The 14,694-nt window shown below is 76.5% G+C and carries 12 protein-coding genes, 1 tRNA gene and 1 pseudogene; 4 read left to right on the top strand and 10 right to left on the bottom strand.

Annotated features, from left to right (window positions below):
• Positions 1–30 precede the first annotated feature (30 nt).
• A complete protein-coding gene (locus tag AB0R04_RS11410) occupies positions 31–405 on the bottom strand; it encodes a hypothetical protein (protein WP_063349289.1) in 375 nt (124 codons plus the stop codon).
• 250 nt (positions 406–655) lie between these two features.
• Here AB0R04_RS11410 and AB0R04_RS11405 point away from each other — a divergent pair, with 250 nt between their 5' ends.
• Positions 656–988 carry a hypothetical protein gene (locus AB0R04_RS11405; protein ID WP_363370118.1) on the top strand — a complete coding sequence of 111 codons (333 nt, stop codon included), beginning with the start codon at positions 656–658 and terminating at the stop codon, positions 986–988.
• Positions 989–1,005: 17 nt separating this feature from the next.
• Here the strand turns inward: AB0R04_RS11405 and AB0R04_RS11400 are convergent, their stop codons facing one another.
• From AB0R04_RS11400 to AB0R04_RS11390, 3 genes are read right to left on the bottom strand one after another with little or no spacing between them, the layout of a single operon-like run.
• Positions 1,006–2,370, bottom strand: a complete 1,365-nt coding sequence (locus tag AB0R04_RS11400; protein WP_363370116.1) for an AAA domain-containing protein — start codon at positions 2,368–2,370, stop codon at positions 1,006–1,008.
• The gene (locus AB0R04_RS11395; RefSeq protein ID WP_363370115.1) at positions 2,367–3,992 is read right to left on the bottom strand and encodes a hypothetical protein; all 1,626 of its coding nucleotides are present in this window, start codon (positions 3,990–3,992) and stop codon (positions 2,367–2,369) included. The genes AB0R04_RS11400 and AB0R04_RS11395 overlap by 4 nt, the downstream gene beginning before the upstream one ends.
• Positions 3,993–4,047: 55 nt before the next feature.
• Positions 4,048–5,289: a hypothetical protein gene (locus AB0R04_RS11390; RefSeq protein WP_363370113.1), complete on the bottom strand. Its 1,242-nt coding sequence runs from the start codon at positions 5,287–5,289 to the stop codon at positions 4,048–4,050.
• A gap of 287 nt (positions 5,290–5,576) precedes the next feature.
• On the opposite strand from AB0R04_RS11390, the gene AB0R04_RS11385 reads away from it, so the two are divergent.
• Complete coding sequence (locus AB0R04_RS11385; RefSeq protein ID WP_363370111.1) at positions 5,577–6,233, top strand: histidine phosphatase family protein; 657 nt, start codon at positions 5,577–5,579, stop codon at positions 6,231–6,233.
• A 21-nt stretch (positions 6,234–6,254) separates the two neighbouring features.
• On the opposite strand, the gene AB0R04_RS11380 is transcribed toward AB0R04_RS11385, so the two are convergent.
• Positions 6,255–7,850: a tetratricopeptide repeat protein gene (locus AB0R04_RS11380; RefSeq protein ID WP_363370109.1), complete on the bottom strand. Its 1,596-nt coding sequence runs from the start codon at positions 7,848–7,850 to the stop codon at positions 6,255–6,257.
• A 439-nt stretch (positions 7,851–8,289) separates the two neighbouring features.
• Between AB0R04_RS11380 and AB0R04_RS11375 the strand changes: the two genes are divergently transcribed.
• Together AB0R04_RS11375 and AB0R04_RS11370 are read left to right on the top strand one after the other, a co-directional pair.
• On the top strand, positions 8,290–8,814 hold the full coding sequence (locus AB0R04_RS11375) for a hypothetical protein (RefSeq protein ID WP_208869100.1): 525 nt from the start codon (positions 8,290–8,292) through the stop codon (positions 8,812–8,814).
• Positions 8,815–8,954: 140 nt separating this feature from the next.
• On the top strand, positions 8,955–9,881 hold the full coding sequence (locus AB0R04_RS11370) for a fused MFS/spermidine synthase (protein WP_363370107.1): 927 nt from the start codon (positions 8,955–8,957) through the stop codon (positions 9,879–9,881).
• Between the two features lie 77 nt (positions 9,882–9,958).
• On the opposite strand, the gene AB0R04_RS11365 is transcribed toward AB0R04_RS11370, so the two are convergent.
• The 5 genes and pseudogenes from AB0R04_RS11365 to AB0R04_RS11345 all read right to left on the bottom strand — a co-directional run.
• Positions 9,959–10,858 carry a hypothetical protein gene (locus AB0R04_RS11365; protein WP_363370105.1) on the bottom strand — a complete coding sequence of 300 codons (900 nt, stop codon included), beginning with the start codon at positions 10,856–10,858 and terminating at the stop codon, positions 9,959–9,961.
• 109 nt (positions 10,859–10,967) lie between these two features.
• A complete protein-coding gene (locus AB0R04_RS11360) occupies positions 10,968–11,414 on the bottom strand; it encodes a DUF4442 domain-containing protein (protein ID WP_063349298.1) in 447 nt (148 codons plus the stop codon).
• A 133-nt stretch (positions 11,415–11,547) separates the two neighbouring features.
• Positions 11,548–11,623, bottom strand: a tRNA-His gene (locus AB0R04_RS11355).
• 127 nt (positions 11,624–11,750) lie between these two features.
• Positions 11,751–12,353 carry an oligoribonuclease gene (orn, locus tag AB0R04_RS11350; protein ID WP_063349299.1) on the bottom strand — a complete coding sequence of 201 codons (603 nt, stop codon included), beginning with the start codon at positions 12,351–12,353 and terminating at the stop codon, positions 11,751–11,753.
• A gap of 935 nt (positions 12,354–13,288) precedes the next feature.
• A pseudogene (locus AB0R04_RS11345) lies at positions 13,289–14,287 on the bottom strand (helix-turn-helix domain-containing protein); the annotation flags it as partial.
• Positions 14,288–14,694 lie beyond the last annotated feature (407 nt).

Below are 14,694 nucleotides of genomic sequence, written 5' to 3'. Positions count from 1 at the left end.
GGCGCTCCGGCGCCTTGTGCCCGGCGGCGCTCAGTCCTCGTGGCGGCGGGGCTGGAGCAGCCCGCGGCCGTACTCGATCATCTTGGCCGCGTAGTCGGGCGTCCAGTCCGCCCGCTGCGCGATCTCGGCGTCGGACAGTGCGTCGAAGCGGCGCGGGTCCGCCAGCTGCGCGGCGGCGACCGCCTGGAAGTCGGTGGCCCGCTCGGCGGCCGTCCGGAAGGCCAGGGCCAGCTCGGTGGAGCGGCGCAACAGCTCCGTGGGGTCGTCGATCGACTCCAGATCGAAGAATCGTTCCGGCTCCGGCTCGGCGGACTGCGGCTCGAACAGCAGCTGCACCGGACGCAGACGCCGCGCGGGGTCGGCCTGACCGCCGTGGTCGGACGCCTTCGTGTGGGAGTCGGGCATGGACGGACACCTCCGGGTCTCGGTGGGGGTGGGCGGCGGCTGCTCCGGGCCGCGCCGCACGGCCGTGGCCGCCGTCCATTGTCGCGCGGCGGCGGCCGGTAACGGAACGGTGCGCGTGCGGGCGCTATTCCCCCGTACGCGCCGGGGTCGCGCTACTCCTTCGGGTGGTCGGGCGCGTGCGGTGGCGTCGGGGCGTCGGGGCCGTCGTTGTCCCGGGTGTCCCAGCGATCCACCACCCCAGGGAGAACCCATGCCCGTACGCAAGGGCCTCGCGGCCGGACTCCTGCTGATCACCCCGGCCCTCGGACTGGCCGCGGCACCTGCGGCCGGGGCCGCCGAGACGACCATCGTGGTGACCGGGCCGTGGAGCGGCCCGGGCGGCTGGTCGACGGCGACCTGCCCCGAGGGTTCCCACCTCACCGGGGGCGGCTACGCCTTCCGGCCTGCCGGCTCCGGCGACGCCGTCCTGGTCAACGCGCCGAACCCCGACGACCCGAGCACCTGGGCGGTGCGGGCCGGGCGCGGGACCGTCCAGGCCTACGCCGCCTGCGAGACCGAGACCGAGACCGAGATCAAGGCCTGATCCGCCCGCCCGGCCGCTCAGCCCAGTCGCACCCGGTGGCCGCTCAGGTGGTGCAGCACCTGATGGTTGGCCTCCCAGCCGTCCGGAAAGGCGACCGGGACGCCCAGCTGGACCGGCTCGGTGGACGGGTGCTCGTCCAGCAGCTCGCCGATCCCGGCCCGGGCCACCACGATGCAGGCGTGCCGGTGTCGGGAGGCGAGCACGCACAGCCGGCCGGTCTCCAGGTGGAAGGCCGTCGCGTCGGGCCGTCCGGAGAGCGGGTGCAGCACCACCGTGACGTCGTACTCGCGGCCCTGCAACCGGTTGGCGGTGTCCACCGTGACGGCCGGGCCGGCCGCCTGGTCCACCGGGACGCCGACCTTGAGCAGGGCCGCGCGGACGGCCGCGGCCTGGTCCCGGTGGGCGGTGCCGACCGCGATCCGGTCCGCGGTGAGCGGGGCCTCGCCCTGCTCGGAGCGGGCCGTCAGCCCGCGCTCCAGCAACCGCCGGACGACGGCCGCGACAGCCGCCACCGCCTGCGGATCGGTCCGCACGGTGTGCCGGGCGGGCAGCTCCAGCAGCGCCCAGCCGTGCTCGGCGGCCCGGTCGATCGCGGCGTCCAGCGCGCCGCCGTCCGGCCGGACGGCGGCGGTCAGCCGACGGTCGTCCGGGCCGGTGCCGGAGCGGAACGGCGTGTACGGGTAGAACGCCCGCGAGATCAGCGGCGCCGCGCTGGCCGGCAGCCGCCAGGAGACCGGCAGCCGGTGCGGCTCGATCTGCGGGTTGTGCGCCAGCATGGTGACCACGGCGCTGCTCGACGGGTCGTACGACAGGCCCGCCCACTGCTCGGTGCCGACCACGGTGAACGGGTCCAGCTGGCCCGGGTCGCCGACGAACAGCGCCCGCTCGAACAGCCGGGCCACCGCGAGCAGGGCGTCCGAACGCATCTGGTACGCCTCGTCGACGATCGCGTGCCGCCACGGCGCCTCGGCCCGCACCCACTGCCACTTCGCCGAGGTGGAGACCACCACGTCGTGCTCGACCAGCTCGGTGACCTTGTCGGAGGGCGTGACGTTGGCGTGCTTCAGCACCTCCGGGCCGGGCCGGGCGTCGGCGGCGTGCAGCCGGCCGATCGTCAGGTCCGGTGCCTTCTCGGCGAGTCGGCCGACCAGGTCGTCCACCTGGCCGTTGGTCTGGGCGACGATCATCAGCCGCTCGCCGGCCTCGACCAGCTCCCGGGCCGCCCGCACCACCAGCGTCGACTTCCCGGCGCCGGGCGGGGAATCGACCACCACGCCGCGCGGGGCGCCGGCCGCCGGGTGGACGGTCGCGGCCAGGATCCGGGCCACGGCGGCGTCGGCGGCCGCGCCCGGTGCCTGCTCGGCGCTCAACTCGGCCATCATTCCCACTCCTCGGAGACGGACGGGGCGGGTACGGGGGCGGCGCCGGGCGGGCCGCCGTGCGTCCACGGGGTGTCGTCCGGCTCGGGCAGCGGCGCGGACTGGCGGACCGTCAGCTCGAACAGGGTGAAGGTGACCGGATCGCCGGGCTCGGGCAGGCTGCCCGGCTCGGGCTCCTTCCTGCGCCCCATGCCGGACAGCAGGCGCAGGGTGATGGTGCCCCCGGCCGGGTCGACCGCCGCGATCTCCGCCTTCTGCGGGGGCCGGCCGCCGCCGGCCTCCGGCTGGGGGGACCCCCACACCCGGTGCGCCTCCCGCCCGAGGTCCGCGTGCGGGCGGTCGGCGGTGCGCAGGGTGATCAGCGGGCGCGGCTTGGGGGAGCGGCCGGTGGTGTCGTAGTCCGGCACCACCTCGGTCACCACGCCGCTGAACGCCTCGCCGGACAGCCGGTGTTCGGCCATCGCCAGCGGATCGTCCAGAGCCTCCTGGACGTCCAGCCGGGTCTGCTCGCGCTCGCGCTGGGCGAGCTTGCGGGCGGCCGTGACGGCGTCGTCCTGCCGCGGCTGCGGCGGCTCGCCGGCCGCCAGCCGGTCCCGGTGGCCGGTGTAGGACCAGCGGTCGCCGGTCCAGCGCTCCGCCAGGTGCCCGGCGGGCGGCAGCCCGCGCAACAGGTCCAGACCGCGCCAGACGTCCCGCCAGGTGGGCAGCAGCACGGCCGCCAGCACCTCGCGCAACTGCTCGACCGCCGCCCGGACGGCCGCCCGGGCGCGCTCGGCGGCGGCCTCGTCGCGCTGCTCGGCACTGTGCTGAAGGGCGGCCGTCGCGGTGTCGTAGCGGGCGATCGCCGGGGCGAGCACGAACTCGTCGAAGCGCGGATCGGTGGCCGGGCCGGCCGGCGGGTGCAGCAACTGCCCCCGGTCGTCCCGGGCGGACTCGGCGCGCTCGGCCGCCTCGGCACCGGTCAGGCCGCCCGGCGGGGCGTGCCAGGCCAGGTGGGCGGCCAGGTGCTGGTCCTCCAGGTGGCTCTGGCCGGTGGCCCAGTGCCGGGCCAGCAAGCCGGTCATCGGCAGCAGCAGGCTGGTGCCGGGCACCTGGGCGCGGTCGGTGAGGTGGGTCAGCCAGCGGCCGAGCAGCGGCACCCGCACCGGCGCGGGGTACGGCCCCGGCTCGTCGTCCTCGACCGTGCGGCGGAACCGGGTGGAGCGGCCGAGCAGGGCCAGGTGCCGCACGCCCGCGCCGTTCGGCACGATCAGCTGCGGCGCGTCGGCGCACAGCTCGCGGAACACCTGGGTCTTCTCGCCGGTCTCCGGGTCCTTCTCGGAGCCCTCGATCTGCTCCACGTCCTCGGCGAAGGACTCCAGGTACGGCAGCAGGTCGGCGGCCAGCTCGGCCAGGAAGTCGAACCGCAGGGTGCGGTTGAGCGGCTGCGGCACCAGGTGCAGCCGGGGCGCGTCCCGGTCGGTGCCCAGCAGCACCGCCAGCGGCGCGCCGGCCTCACCGGCGGCCGTCAACGGCACGACCACCATCGGGCGGTCGGACAGGTGCCGGTGCCGGACGGTGGCCAGCGGCTCGGCCCGCCCGCTGCGGACGGCCTCCAGCCGGGCGAGGGTGGTCAGCAGGCTCATGCGCGCGCCCCCGCTTCGGGCCCGCCGCGTTCGCGCACGGCCGTGCTGCGCCCGCTCATGCGTGACCCGCCGTCGGGGCCTTGCCCAGCGCCTCGGCGCGCAGCGCGGCCGCGTAGGCCAGCCGTTCGGCCGCCTCGTCCACGTCCGCGTCCTTGCCCACGTCGGCGGTGTCAGTGTCCAGGCTGATGACGGCTTCGGCGGCGGCCAGGGCCCGCGTCACCGTCCGGATGCTGCCCAGTTCGCCGCGCACGCCCCGGCCGAGCTGCTCGACCCGGTCGCCGCAGCGGGCCTGGGCGCGGCAGTGGAAGCCGAGCTCGCAGGTGGAGAGGCAGTCCGGGCCGTACGCGGCGGGCACCGCCTCGACCGAGGCGGTCAGCTCCTCGGCGGAGCGGGCCGGCACGCCCTCCTCGTCGGCCGCCAGGTCGAAGTCGGCGCCCGCCGGCAGCTCCGCCAGCAGCCGGTCGATGCCGGTCATCCGGCTCAGCTGGCGGCGGGTGGTGGCGAGCTCGCGGCGGACGTCGACGGCGACGGCCGTCGGCCGGTTGCCGAAGTCCTTCGGGCAGACCAGCAGCACGCTCGACCGGGGGCTGCCGGGCAGCCGCTGCTCGGTGTACGGGTCGTCGGCGAGCGGGTGGCCGGCCAGCGCGGCGGCGGTCCGCTGGAGCGCCAGCACGTACACGGCGGCCTGGCGGGCGGCGGCGCCGACCTTGGCCGGGTCCGCGCCGCCGTCCAGCACCGGGAAGGACTTGATCTCGACCACCGTGCACCGGCCGCCGTGCACCACGACCGCGTCCGGCTCCAGGTAGGCGGTGCCGCCGGCCACGTCCAGGCGCAGCATCGGGTGGTCCAGCAGCGTCCAGGCGTCCGGGTCGGCGGCGGCCCGGGCCAGCGCCTCGACCGTCCGGTCGGCCCGGACGGCGGGCCCGGAGCGGTGCAGCAGATCCGGCACCTGCAAGGGGGTGCCGCCGTCCGCCGGGACGCCGAGGTGGCCGCGCAGCGGCTCCAGCAGCGCGGCGTAGTCGTCCGCCTTCAGCCGGGACTCGAAGATCACGCCGCGGGCGATCGCGAACGGGGACTGCCCGAAGGGCGCGGGGCGGCCGAGCCGGGCGGCCAGCGTCGACTTGTCCACCCCCGCCGCGTCGAGCACGGCGCGGCGGTGGCAGCCCGGATTGGCGGCGAGCGCGGCGAGGGAACGGGCGTTCAGGCTGCGCTGCGGCGCGGGACCGCGCAGTTCGGCGAGCCGCTGGGCGAGCGGCTCAGCGTGCCCGGTGGACGGGACGTTCGTCGAGACGTTCATGGTGCGGCCCAGTGTCGCACCCGGGTCCGACAATGCGGTGCGGACCGGTCTGTTCCGGCCTGAACCGCGCGTGCGTGCCGGATGGGGGACACCTCGCGCCCCGGTCGGCCCGGGTGCCGAGACCGTTTCGGACCGGCGCCGCCTCCGGACCGTTTCGATCCGGGGCCGCCTTCGGACCGTTTCGGTCCGGCCCGCGATCGTGCCCGCCGTCCGGGTGAGGGATCATGGAACCCGGTGCTCAAGGGTGAGACCGACCGTTGCCACCACCCCGCTGCGAGGAGCCTGCCATGCCCGCCCGAATCGTGCTGGTCCGCCACGGCGAGACCGAATGGTCGGCCACCGGCCGCCACACCGGCCGCACCGACATCCCGCTGACCGAGGAGGGCCGGGCGATGGCCCGGGCGCTCGGCGCCCGCCTCGCCAAGGCCCCCTGGAACGGGCTGCCGGACGCGCTCGTCTACACCAGCCCGCTCGGCCGCGCCAAGGAGACCTGCGCCCTGGCCGGCTTCGGCGACCGGGCGGTGGAGCGCCCGGAGCTCCTGGAGTGGGACTACGGCCAGTACGAGGGCCGCACCGGCGCGGACATCCGCGCCACCGACCACCCCGGCTGGCTGATCTGGCGCGACGGCGTGCCAGGCGGCGAGAAGCTCTCCGAGGTGGCCGCCCGGGTGGACGCCTTCCTCGCCGGCCTCAACGAGGAGCACGGCGTCCCCGAGCCGGACACCACCGTCATGCACTGCGCGGACCGGGACGTCGTCCTGTTCGCGCACGGCCACCTGCTGCGCATCCTGACCGCGCGCTGGCTGGGCCTGCCGCCCGAGTTCGCCCAGCGCTTCAAGCTCGGCACCGCCGCGCTCTGCGTGCTCTCCTGGGAGTACGGCGCGCCGGCCGTGGAGGTCTGGAACGACCTCTCCCACCTGGAGGGCCTGGCCGCCGGTCACTGACTGACCGTCAGGAGCCGTGCCTCAGGCGGCCGCCGCCTGGTCGTACCCGGTCAGGAAGTGGCGGACCTCGGTCACGCCGGCGTGCGGGCGCAGCCGTTCGGCGGTGTCCGCCAGCATGCTCCGGATCCGGGCCGAGCGGACCTCGCCGAACAGTGCCACGGCGGCCGAACCGTGGTGCGCCGCACCCGCCAAGTCGCCCCGGCCGAGCCGGTCGTGGGCCAGCTCGGCGGTGTACAGCACCCGGTTGCGGACGAAGTGCGGCTTCTGCAGCGCTATGGCCAGTCCGGCCTGCTCGCTGGCGCGGTCCCAGTCGCCGAGTGCGGACCAGCACTGCGACTGCAGGCCGGCGATCTCCGCCTCGCCGAAGAAGGACATCCACTCCGGATCCCCCTCGGCGCGGCCGCGGTCGAACAGTGTGTACGCCCGGGTGATCGCGCGTTCGCAGGCGGCGCGGTCCTGCAGCAGTGCCCAGCCGCCGGCCTCCCGCATGGCCAGCAGCGCGAGCAGCCGGGCGGAGTCCAGCTGGCGGGCGGCGACCTGCCCGGCCTGGGCGGCGCGCAGCGCCTCGCGGGGGCGGCCGGCGTCCCGGGCGAGGAAGGCGCTGTTGCAGAACACGTGCGCCTCCAGTGCGGCGTCGCCGGCCATGCGGGCGGTGGCGAGCGCCTCGGCGTAGAGCGAACGGGCGTCCGCCAGCCGGTTCGAGTCGTGCGCCAACCAGCCCACCGAGATGGCGAGTTCGCCGGCCCCGGCCTGGAGCCGGCGTTCGGTCTCCGCGCTGTACTCGCCCTCGTTGAGCAGCAGGTAGGCGGTGCGCAGCGACTGCCCGGCGCGTTCGAACAGGGTGTCGCCGCCGTGCGCGTCGTCGGCCAGCCGGATCTCCCGGACGGCCTGCTCGACGCCGAGCACCTCGGCGGCGCCGACCTTGCGGGGTGGCGGTACCGGCCCGGGGCGGCCGGGCACGAAGGCGCCGGGGACGGGCTCGAACAGCACCGGCGCGGCAGGGGCGGCGGCGGCACCGCCGGTGGCCGCGGCGGCGGCCACGGTCGGCCGGTCGATGCCGATCACGGTGGCCAGCGCGGTCGGGCCGCCGGCCAGGAACGTACGGCGACGCACGTCGTCGTTCTCCTCGTCGAGATAGGGCGATCCATCAGGCCCCCGGGGCGCCGCGACGACCCTCGGCCACGGGGGCCTGTTCGGAGCGGCTGGATCCGCGTACGGCGAGGCAGCGTACGGGAGTTGAGTGGAGAGCGGTGAGCGCGGGGCGGGCGGGGGCGGGAACGGTGGGTGGAGCGGGGGGGCTTGGGCTCTCCCGCCGGCGCCGGCGCCGTCCGCCGGGCGGCGGCGGACGGCGGTCCGGGGGGAGAAGCCGAGTTCGGTGAGCGTGCGGTCCGGCCACATGTGCCGGAAGACCCGCTCGTAGGCGTAGTTGGGGCAGCGGATCTCGCCGGATTCGACCCGTCCGACGTAGCGGGCGTCGCAGGACACGTGCTCCCCGATCTCCCGGGCCGCCCGGCGCACGGCCATGGCGAACTCGCCGGGTGAGCGGTTGCCGCGCAGTGCGCGCATCACGGCGTTGGGTGACGGGCGGTTCGGCTCGGCCGGTGGGGTGGCTGCCATGGTGCGCTCCGTGGTCGTGCGGAGGGTGGTGGTGCGGGCGCGCGGCCGGCGGCGCCGGAGGTGCGCGGGTGTCGGGTGCGGGGGCGAAGTGCGGGTACGGTCCGGGTGTCGCCACGGTGGTGCGCGACGGTGCGGGAACGGCCCGGTGTGGCCGGTGGGGTCGTCGTGATCCGCCACCGACAGTACCGGGCGTGACCGGTCGACCACAGCCGGTTTATGGGAGATGTGCCCCCAATTCGGTATAAAGCGGGCGTGGTTGCGGGTTATCCGCCATGAAATGCCATGCCTTGCTGTAAGGCGCCCCGTGGCCTGTGAGGTGTCCGCCGCGTTGTCCTGATACGTGGAAGCCCAGGCCGTCGCCCCGGCCTGCCGTCCGTCCCCGCGGCCCCCCACCTCCCGGGCGGCGGCGCTTTTGACCCGACGAGGTACAGGAGGGCCCATGATGGCCACCGGACTGTCGCAGTACCGACCGGCCGCCGGCGGCGTGCTCGCCGGCGCCGCCCCCGCCCTGCTCCCCGACCCGGCCGACGACCGGATCCCCGGCCGGGGCCCGGTCGAAGGCGGACGCGCCCCCCGCGGCGGCCGGCACCCCGGCCACCGCCTCGGCCCCGGACCGGACCAGGACACCCTCGTCACCAGCTGCGACACCGTGACGGTCGCCCTGCGGCACGGCTTGGAAGCGGTGGACATCCTGCGGCTGCGCAGGGCCTGCGGGGCCGTCCTGCAGAGCCGCAACGGCAGCACCGTCACCTTCCTCGTCCCCGTCGGCACCAGCGAGACCTGGCACCTGCCAGGCAGCTCCTGTACCGCCGGCGCCCTGCTGCCGACCGCCACCGACCCGCGGTGGGTGATGCCCCCCTCCGGCGCCGCCTGCGCCGCCCGCCCCACCGACGCCTGGGTGCTCCGCTCCGCCCTCTGCGAGGCCGCCTGCACGCTCACCGCAGGCGGCCTCGGCCCGTTCTAGCGGGCGTGCCGTGCGGATCCCGCCGGGCCCGCGAGCCTGGCCCGCCCCTCCGGCCGGATCCACCTGGCACGCCCCCCGGACCTCCTCCCGGACCTCCCTGACCAGCGAGGCCGCCCCGCCCGGCGGTGATAATGGCGGTCATGGGACGAAGCAGCAGAGCAGCCCGGGGCACGGGCCGCGGCACCGAGCGCGACACCGAGCCGGACGTCACCGGCCCCGGCGGCCGCACCCACGCCCAGGGCCCGCTCACCCGCCCGGTCGGCTCCGGCCTCGCCGAACTGCGCCCCGACCGGGACCGCCCCGCGGCCTGGTCGCTGCTGATCGACGGCGCCCCGCAGTCCATGGTCGACCTCGCCGACCCCACCCACCTCGGTTTCGAGTACCAGCGCCGGCTCGGCCACCTGATCGACCTGGTCGCCCCGTCCGGCCGCCCGCTCACCGTGCTGCACCTCGGCGGCGGCGCCCTCACCCTGGCCCGTTACGTCGCGGCCACCCGGCCCCGCTCCCGCCAGCAGGTCGCCGAGATCGACACCGCGCTCACCGAACTCGTCCGCACCGAGCTGCCGTTGGAGCGCGGCTGGCAGATCAAGGTGCGCGGTGCCGACGCCCGCAGCGTGCTCGAACGCACCCCCGAGGGCAGCGTCGACCTGGTCATCACCGACGTCTTCTCCGGCGCCCGCACCCCGGCCCACTGCACCACCGTCGAGTTCACCGCCCTCGCCGCCCGCGCCCTCGCCCCCGGCGGCTGGTACGCGGCCAACATCGCCGACGGCTCGGCGCTGCCCTTCGCCCGTTCCCAGATCGCCACCCTCGGCGCGGTCTTCCCCGAACTGTGCCTGGTCGCCGACCCCGCCGTCCTGCGCGGCAAGCGCTTCGGCAACCTCGTCCTCGCCGGCGCCCACGCCCCCCTCCCGATCGCCGACCTCACCCGCCGCGTGGCCTCCGACGCCGCCCTCGGCCGGGTCGAACACGGCTCCGCCCTCACCGCGTTCGCCGCCGGGGCCGTCCCCGCCACGGACGCCACCGCCGCCCCCTCCCCGGCCCCGCCCCCGGGCGTCTTCCGCTGACCACCCCGAGGAGGGTTGCCCCCGGGCGTGAACGTCCGCGGCCGGCGCTGGAACCGTCGCCAGGAGCGCGAGCCCGGTCAGTGCCCGCGCGGCAGGCCGCGGTGCTTGCACATGGCCGCGCCGGTCAGCAGCAGCCCGGCGGCGATCGGCGCGAGGACGGCGGTCGCGGTGGCGGAACCGTCGCCCACGGCCGTCACCGTGGCGGTGTCGGCGAGCGCGAGGGTTTCGGACGGCTGGGCGGGTGCGCCGGGCCCGACCGGCAGGGCGGTGGTGGCGCCCGTCCGGTCAGGTCCGGCCGCGCTCCGCCCGTCCGGGGCGGTGGCCTCCTGGACCGGGGGCGCACCGGCCGCCCCGGACGGGCGGGCGGTGGCGGCCGGTGCGGCGGAGCGGACGCCGGTGGCGCCGGACCGTGCGGTGGCGGGCAGTTCGGCGGGCCCGCCCTCCCGGGAGGCGCGGGTCTCGGCGGGGCGGTCCTGGGCGGGGATGGTGTCGAGCAGGCCGGAGGCGATCGCGAAGGCGTCGGGGACGGCGGCCCGTTGCCCGGGCAGGGGGAGTCCGCCGGCTCGGATCCGGTCCTGGAAGACGCTGCCGACCGTGCCGGTGGCGCCGTCGATCCCGGCGTCGGGGACGGTGCCGGTCAGTTCCCCGACGAGCCCGGGGGAGGGGCGCTCGGCCTCCTCGGCCGCCGGGCGCCCGGGGTCGTCGGACCGCTCGGCCGACGGACCGTCGTACGCGGGCCGCCCGGCCTGGACGAGCCGGCCGGGCGCGGGCCCGCCGGCCAGGGTGCGGCGGACGGCGGGTCGGGTCTGGTCCGGCAGCGGGTCGGCGCAGGCGGCCTGCGCGCCGAAGCCCCCGAGTTGGGCGAGGAGGGCGCCGCCGGCGGCGAGGACGCGGGGCAGCCACCGGCCGATCGCGCGCCGTGCGCCGACGCCGCGGGGGGCGGGTTCCTGGGGCTTGGTCGCGTGATTGGCTCGCATGTGAGTTGAGAACGAGCGGACGGGTCGTGAGGTCACGCCCGCCGTCACGGACAGTCATCGCGCGGGTGGCCCCGGGCCGGGTTGTCCGGGGCCACCGGCCGTGGCGCGATCAGGAGTTGGGGCGCAGGGTCCAGGTGACGGTCATCACGCCGGTGACGGCGCCGTCGGCGCGGGTGATCTCGACGGTGACCGGGAACTCGGGGCGGCCGCCGGCGTCCAGCTCGGCGACGACCTCGGCGGCGGGGCGGCCGAGGACGGCGGTGGCGGTGACCTCGCCCATGGCGAGCTTCTTGTAGGCGATCTCGGCGTTCACCGCGAGCGGCACGGCCCGGGAGAGCTGGTCGCCGAAGGCGGCGAGCACGATGCAGCCGCTGGCGGACTCGGCGAGGGTGAACATCGCGCCGGCGTGCGGTCCGCCGACGTGGTTGTGGTACGCGGGCTGGTCGGGCAGTCGCAGTACGGCGCGGTCCGGGGTGGTCTCCAGGTACTCCAGCTTGAGGGTGTGCGCCATCGGCACGGTGGAGTCGAGGAGCTGGCCGATCGAAGGTGTGGTCATGGCAGGAATGTTACTAGCCGGTAGCTTCTGGTGGCAGGCCTGCGCCGGGAAAACCCGAACCGCGGTGGAGAGTTGAGGGAACGCGAAAACGCCTGAGGGGCCGATCTCTCGAAGAGATCGGCCCCTCAGGCTCTGGGGTGAGTGACGGGACTTGAACCCGCGGCCACCTGGACCACAACCAGGTGCTCTACCAACTGAGCTACACCCACCATCTGTCCGGCCCGTTCCCGCTTCCGCGTTCCCGTTCCGACAGGAAGAACTCTACAGGATCCGGGAGGGTGCTCGCGCCAGGCTTTCGTCCGGGCGAACGCGGGCACCTCCCCCGGGCTCCTCGGGTCAGCCCTCCGGGGCCTGGTACTTCTCGGCGATGGCGCGCGCGGTGTCGGTGTCCGGTCCGGGCTGCGGGACGAACACCGCCTCGCGGTAGTACCGCAGTTCGTCGATGCTCTCGCGGATGTCGGCCAGCGCCCGGTGGTTGCCGCCCTTCTGCGGGCTGTTGTAGTACGCCTTCGGGTACCAGCGGCGGGCCAGCTCCTTGATCGAGGAGACGTCCACGATCCGGTAGTGCAGGTGCTTCTCCAGGGCCGGCATGTCCCGGGCGAGGAAGCCGCGGTCGGTGGCCACCGAGTTCCCGCACAGCGGCGTCCGGCCGGCCTCCGGCACGTGCTCGCGGATGTACGCGAGCACCCGCGCCTCCGCCTCGGCCAGCGTCACACCCTGCTCCAGCTCCTCCAGCAGGCCGGAGGAGGTGTGCATCGCGCGCACCACCTCGGGCATGCCCGCCAGCGCCTCCGCCGGCGGGCGGATGATGACGTCCACACCCTCGCCGAGGATGTTGAGCTCGGAGTCCGTCACCAGTGCCGCGACCTCGACCAGGGCGTCCTGGTCGAGGTCGAGGCCGGTCATTTCACAGTCGATCCATACCAAACGGTCATTCACACAACTCACCCTACGGCGCGATCACGCGCCGCGGGGACCGGCGGAGCCGAGCGGGGCTCCGGGGCACAGCCCTCGGCCTGGTGCTCCTCCGCGCCGCCGTGCGGTCCGTGGCCGTCCGGCCGCTCGCCCTCCCGCCCGGTCCGGACCGCGTGGCCGTCCCGAGTCGGACGGGCCTCGCGCGCCGCCCGGGCACCGTCGGCCGCCGCCGCCCGGCCGCCCTGCGGACGGGCCTGCGGCACCCGCGCCTGCCGGCCCCGGAGCTCGCCCGCCCCGGTCGCCGGCTGCCCGGCGGGGGCGGGGGCCGGCACCCGGCCGGTCGCCGAGCCGTGACCGCGGGCGGAGCCCGCCGCGGCACCCGGCTCGTCCGCGGGCCGTTCGACCGCACTGCGGTGCCCCTGCCCCTGGCCGCGCGCCCCCGGCTGGGGGTGGCCGTCCTCCGCCGCCGCGTGCTCCGCGGTGCGCGGCGGACGCCCCGCCCCCGACCCGGCCTGCGGCGGCACCAGCGGCGACCGCACCGGACCGCGCCCCGCACCCTGCTGCCCGGGGTGCGGCTGCTGCGCGGCCTGCTGGTGCGGGTACGGCTGCCCGGCCCGGGCGTGGAAGGCCCGGTCGGCCGGCGTCCCGGCCTGCCCCGGACCGAACGGGCCGGGCTGGCCGTGCGGGCCCGGCTGCCCCGCCGCGGCCGGCGACGCGCCGTGCGGCAGCGGCTGGCCGTGCGGGCCGACCTGCGCCGGTGCGCCGTTCCCGGCCGGGAACGGGTACGCGGGCTGCGCGCCGTGCTGTGCGCTGTGTTGCGCGCCGTGCTGGTTGCCGTGTGCCCCGCCGAACAGCGCCGCGCCCGCTGCCGACCCGGCCGTGGCCGCCGCGTGCGGCAGGGCGCCGGGCAGCCGCAGGTCGCCGCCGTGCGGACCGGTCGGCACCGCCGACTGCGGCCCGGGCCGACGCGCCCGGTAGCTGGTCCGGTACGCGGCCGGCGAGACCCCGAGCTGGCGGCGGAAGTGCCCGCGCAGCGCCACCGGCGAACGGAACCCGCACCGACGGGCGACGTCGTCCACCGACAGCTCCGAGGTCTCCAGCAGCCGCTGCGCTTGGAGCACCCGCTGGGTGATCAGCCACTGCAGCGGCGCGCTGCCGGTGAGCGTGCGGAACCGCCGGTCGAAGGTGCGTCGGCTCATGTACGCGCGTGCAGCCAGCACCTCGACGTCGAACTGCTGGTTGAGGTTCTCCAGCGCCCAGGTGACCACCTCGGCCAGCGGGTCGTTGCCGATCTCCTCAGGTAAAGACTGGTCGATGTACTGGGCCTGTCCGCCGCCGCTGCGACGGCTCGGGACCACCAGGCGGCGGGCCAGCGCGTTGGCCGCCTCGGCGCCGTGGTCGCTGCGCACCACGTGCAGGCACAGGTCGATGCCGGCGGCGGTGCCGGCCGAGGTGAGCACGTCGCCGTCGTCGACGAAGAGCTCGCGCGGGTCCACGTGCACCCGGGGGTAGCGCTTGGCCAGCGTCGGCGCGTACATCCAGTGGGTGGTCGCCGGGCGGCCGTCGAGCAGGCCGGCGGCGGCCAGGACGAAGGCGCCGGTGCAGAGCCCGATGATCCGCGCGCCCTCGTGGTGGGCCTTGCGCAGGGCGGTGATCGCCTCGACCGGCGGGGGCTGCGAGATCGAGCGCCAGGCCGGTACGACGATCGTGCCGGCCCGGGCGAGGGCCTCCAGGCCGTACGGAGCGGAGAGGGTGAGGCCGCCGGTGGTGGCGAGCGGGCCGTCCTCGCCGGCGCAGACCAGCAGCCGGTAGCGCGGCACCCCGGCGTCCTGGCGGTCGACGCCGAAGACGGACAGCGGGATCGAGCTCTCGAAGATCGGGGCGCCGCCGAAGATCAGCACCGCGACGGTCTCCCGGCGTCGGCGGCCGGAGAGCTTGCGCGGGGCGGAGACCGTCATCGGGGTCGACGAGCCGTTCGCGCCCGGCCCGCCGTGGCCCAGCGGGTCGTGACCGGGGGAGCCCAGGGGGAGGCCGGCGAGGGGGCCGCCCAGGGAGCCGGTGGGGGCGCCGTTCAGGCCAGGGGTGCCGTTCGCGCCGATCGCGCCATTCGCGCCGATCGTTCCGCCCGCCCCCGGGTAGCCGGGATAGGCCGGGAAGTCGGCGCCGTAGGCCTGCGCCGGGCTGACGGTGCCTCGGCTGACGACCTGTCCGGAGTGCGCCTGCTGGCCGCCGTGCACTGCTCCGCCGTGTGCCGACCCGCCGTACGCGGGACCGCCGTACGCCTGCCCGCCGTGTGCCGCTCCGCCGTGCTCTGCGGCCGCCGCCGAGGTGCCGGTGGCGGCGATGCCGGGGGAAGGCACTGTGG

The organism is Kitasatospora sp. NPDC056731 (assembly GCF_040687675.1).
Lineage (GTDB): Bacteria > Actinomycetota > Actinomycetes > Streptomycetales > Streptomycetaceae > Kitasatospora.
This window is presented reverse-complemented; position numbering and strand designations above follow the sequence as displayed.

Excerpts from the sequence above, each read along its gene's own strand:
- AB0R04_RS11410 (WP_063349289.1), bottom strand. The coding sequence starts at position 405 with ATGCCCGACTCCCACACGAAGGCGTCCGACCACGGCGGTCAGGCCGAC.
- AB0R04_RS11405 (WP_363370118.1), top strand. The coding sequence starts at position 656 with ATGCCCGTACGCAAGGGCCTCGCGGCCGGACTCCTGCTGATCACCCCG.
- AB0R04_RS11400 (WP_363370116.1), bottom strand. The coding sequence starts at position 2,370 with ATGATGGCCGAGTTGAGCGCCGAGCAGGCACCGGGCGCGGCCGCCGAC.
- AB0R04_RS11395 (WP_363370115.1), bottom strand. The coding sequence starts at position 3,992 with ATGAGCCTGCTGACCACCCTCGCCCGGCTGGAGGCCGTCCGCAGCGGG.
- AB0R04_RS11390 (WP_363370113.1), bottom strand. The coding sequence starts at position 5,289 with ATGAACGTCTCGACGAACGTCCCGTCCACCGGGCACGCTGAGCCGCTC.
- AB0R04_RS11385 (WP_363370111.1), top strand. The coding sequence starts at position 5,577 with ATGCCCGCCCGAATCGTGCTGGTCCGCCACGGCGAGACCGAATGGTCG.
- AB0R04_RS11380 (WP_363370109.1), bottom strand. The coding sequence starts at position 7,850 with ATGGCAGCCACCCCACCGGCCGAGCCGAACCGCCCGTCACCCAACGCC.
- AB0R04_RS11375 (WP_208869100.1), top strand. The coding sequence starts at position 8,290 with ATGATGGCCACCGGACTGTCGCAGTACCGACCGGCCGCCGGCGGCGTG.
- AB0R04_RS11370 (WP_363370107.1), top strand. The coding sequence starts at position 8,955 with ATGGGACGAAGCAGCAGAGCAGCCCGGGGCACGGGCCGCGGCACCGAG.
- AB0R04_RS11365 (WP_363370105.1), bottom strand. The coding sequence starts at position 10,858 with ATGCGAGCCAATCACGCGACCAAGCCCCAGGAACCCGCCCCCCGCGGC.
- AB0R04_RS11360 (WP_063349298.1), bottom strand. The coding sequence starts at position 11,414 with ATGACCACACCTTCGATCGGCCAGCTCCTCGACTCCACCGTGCCGATG.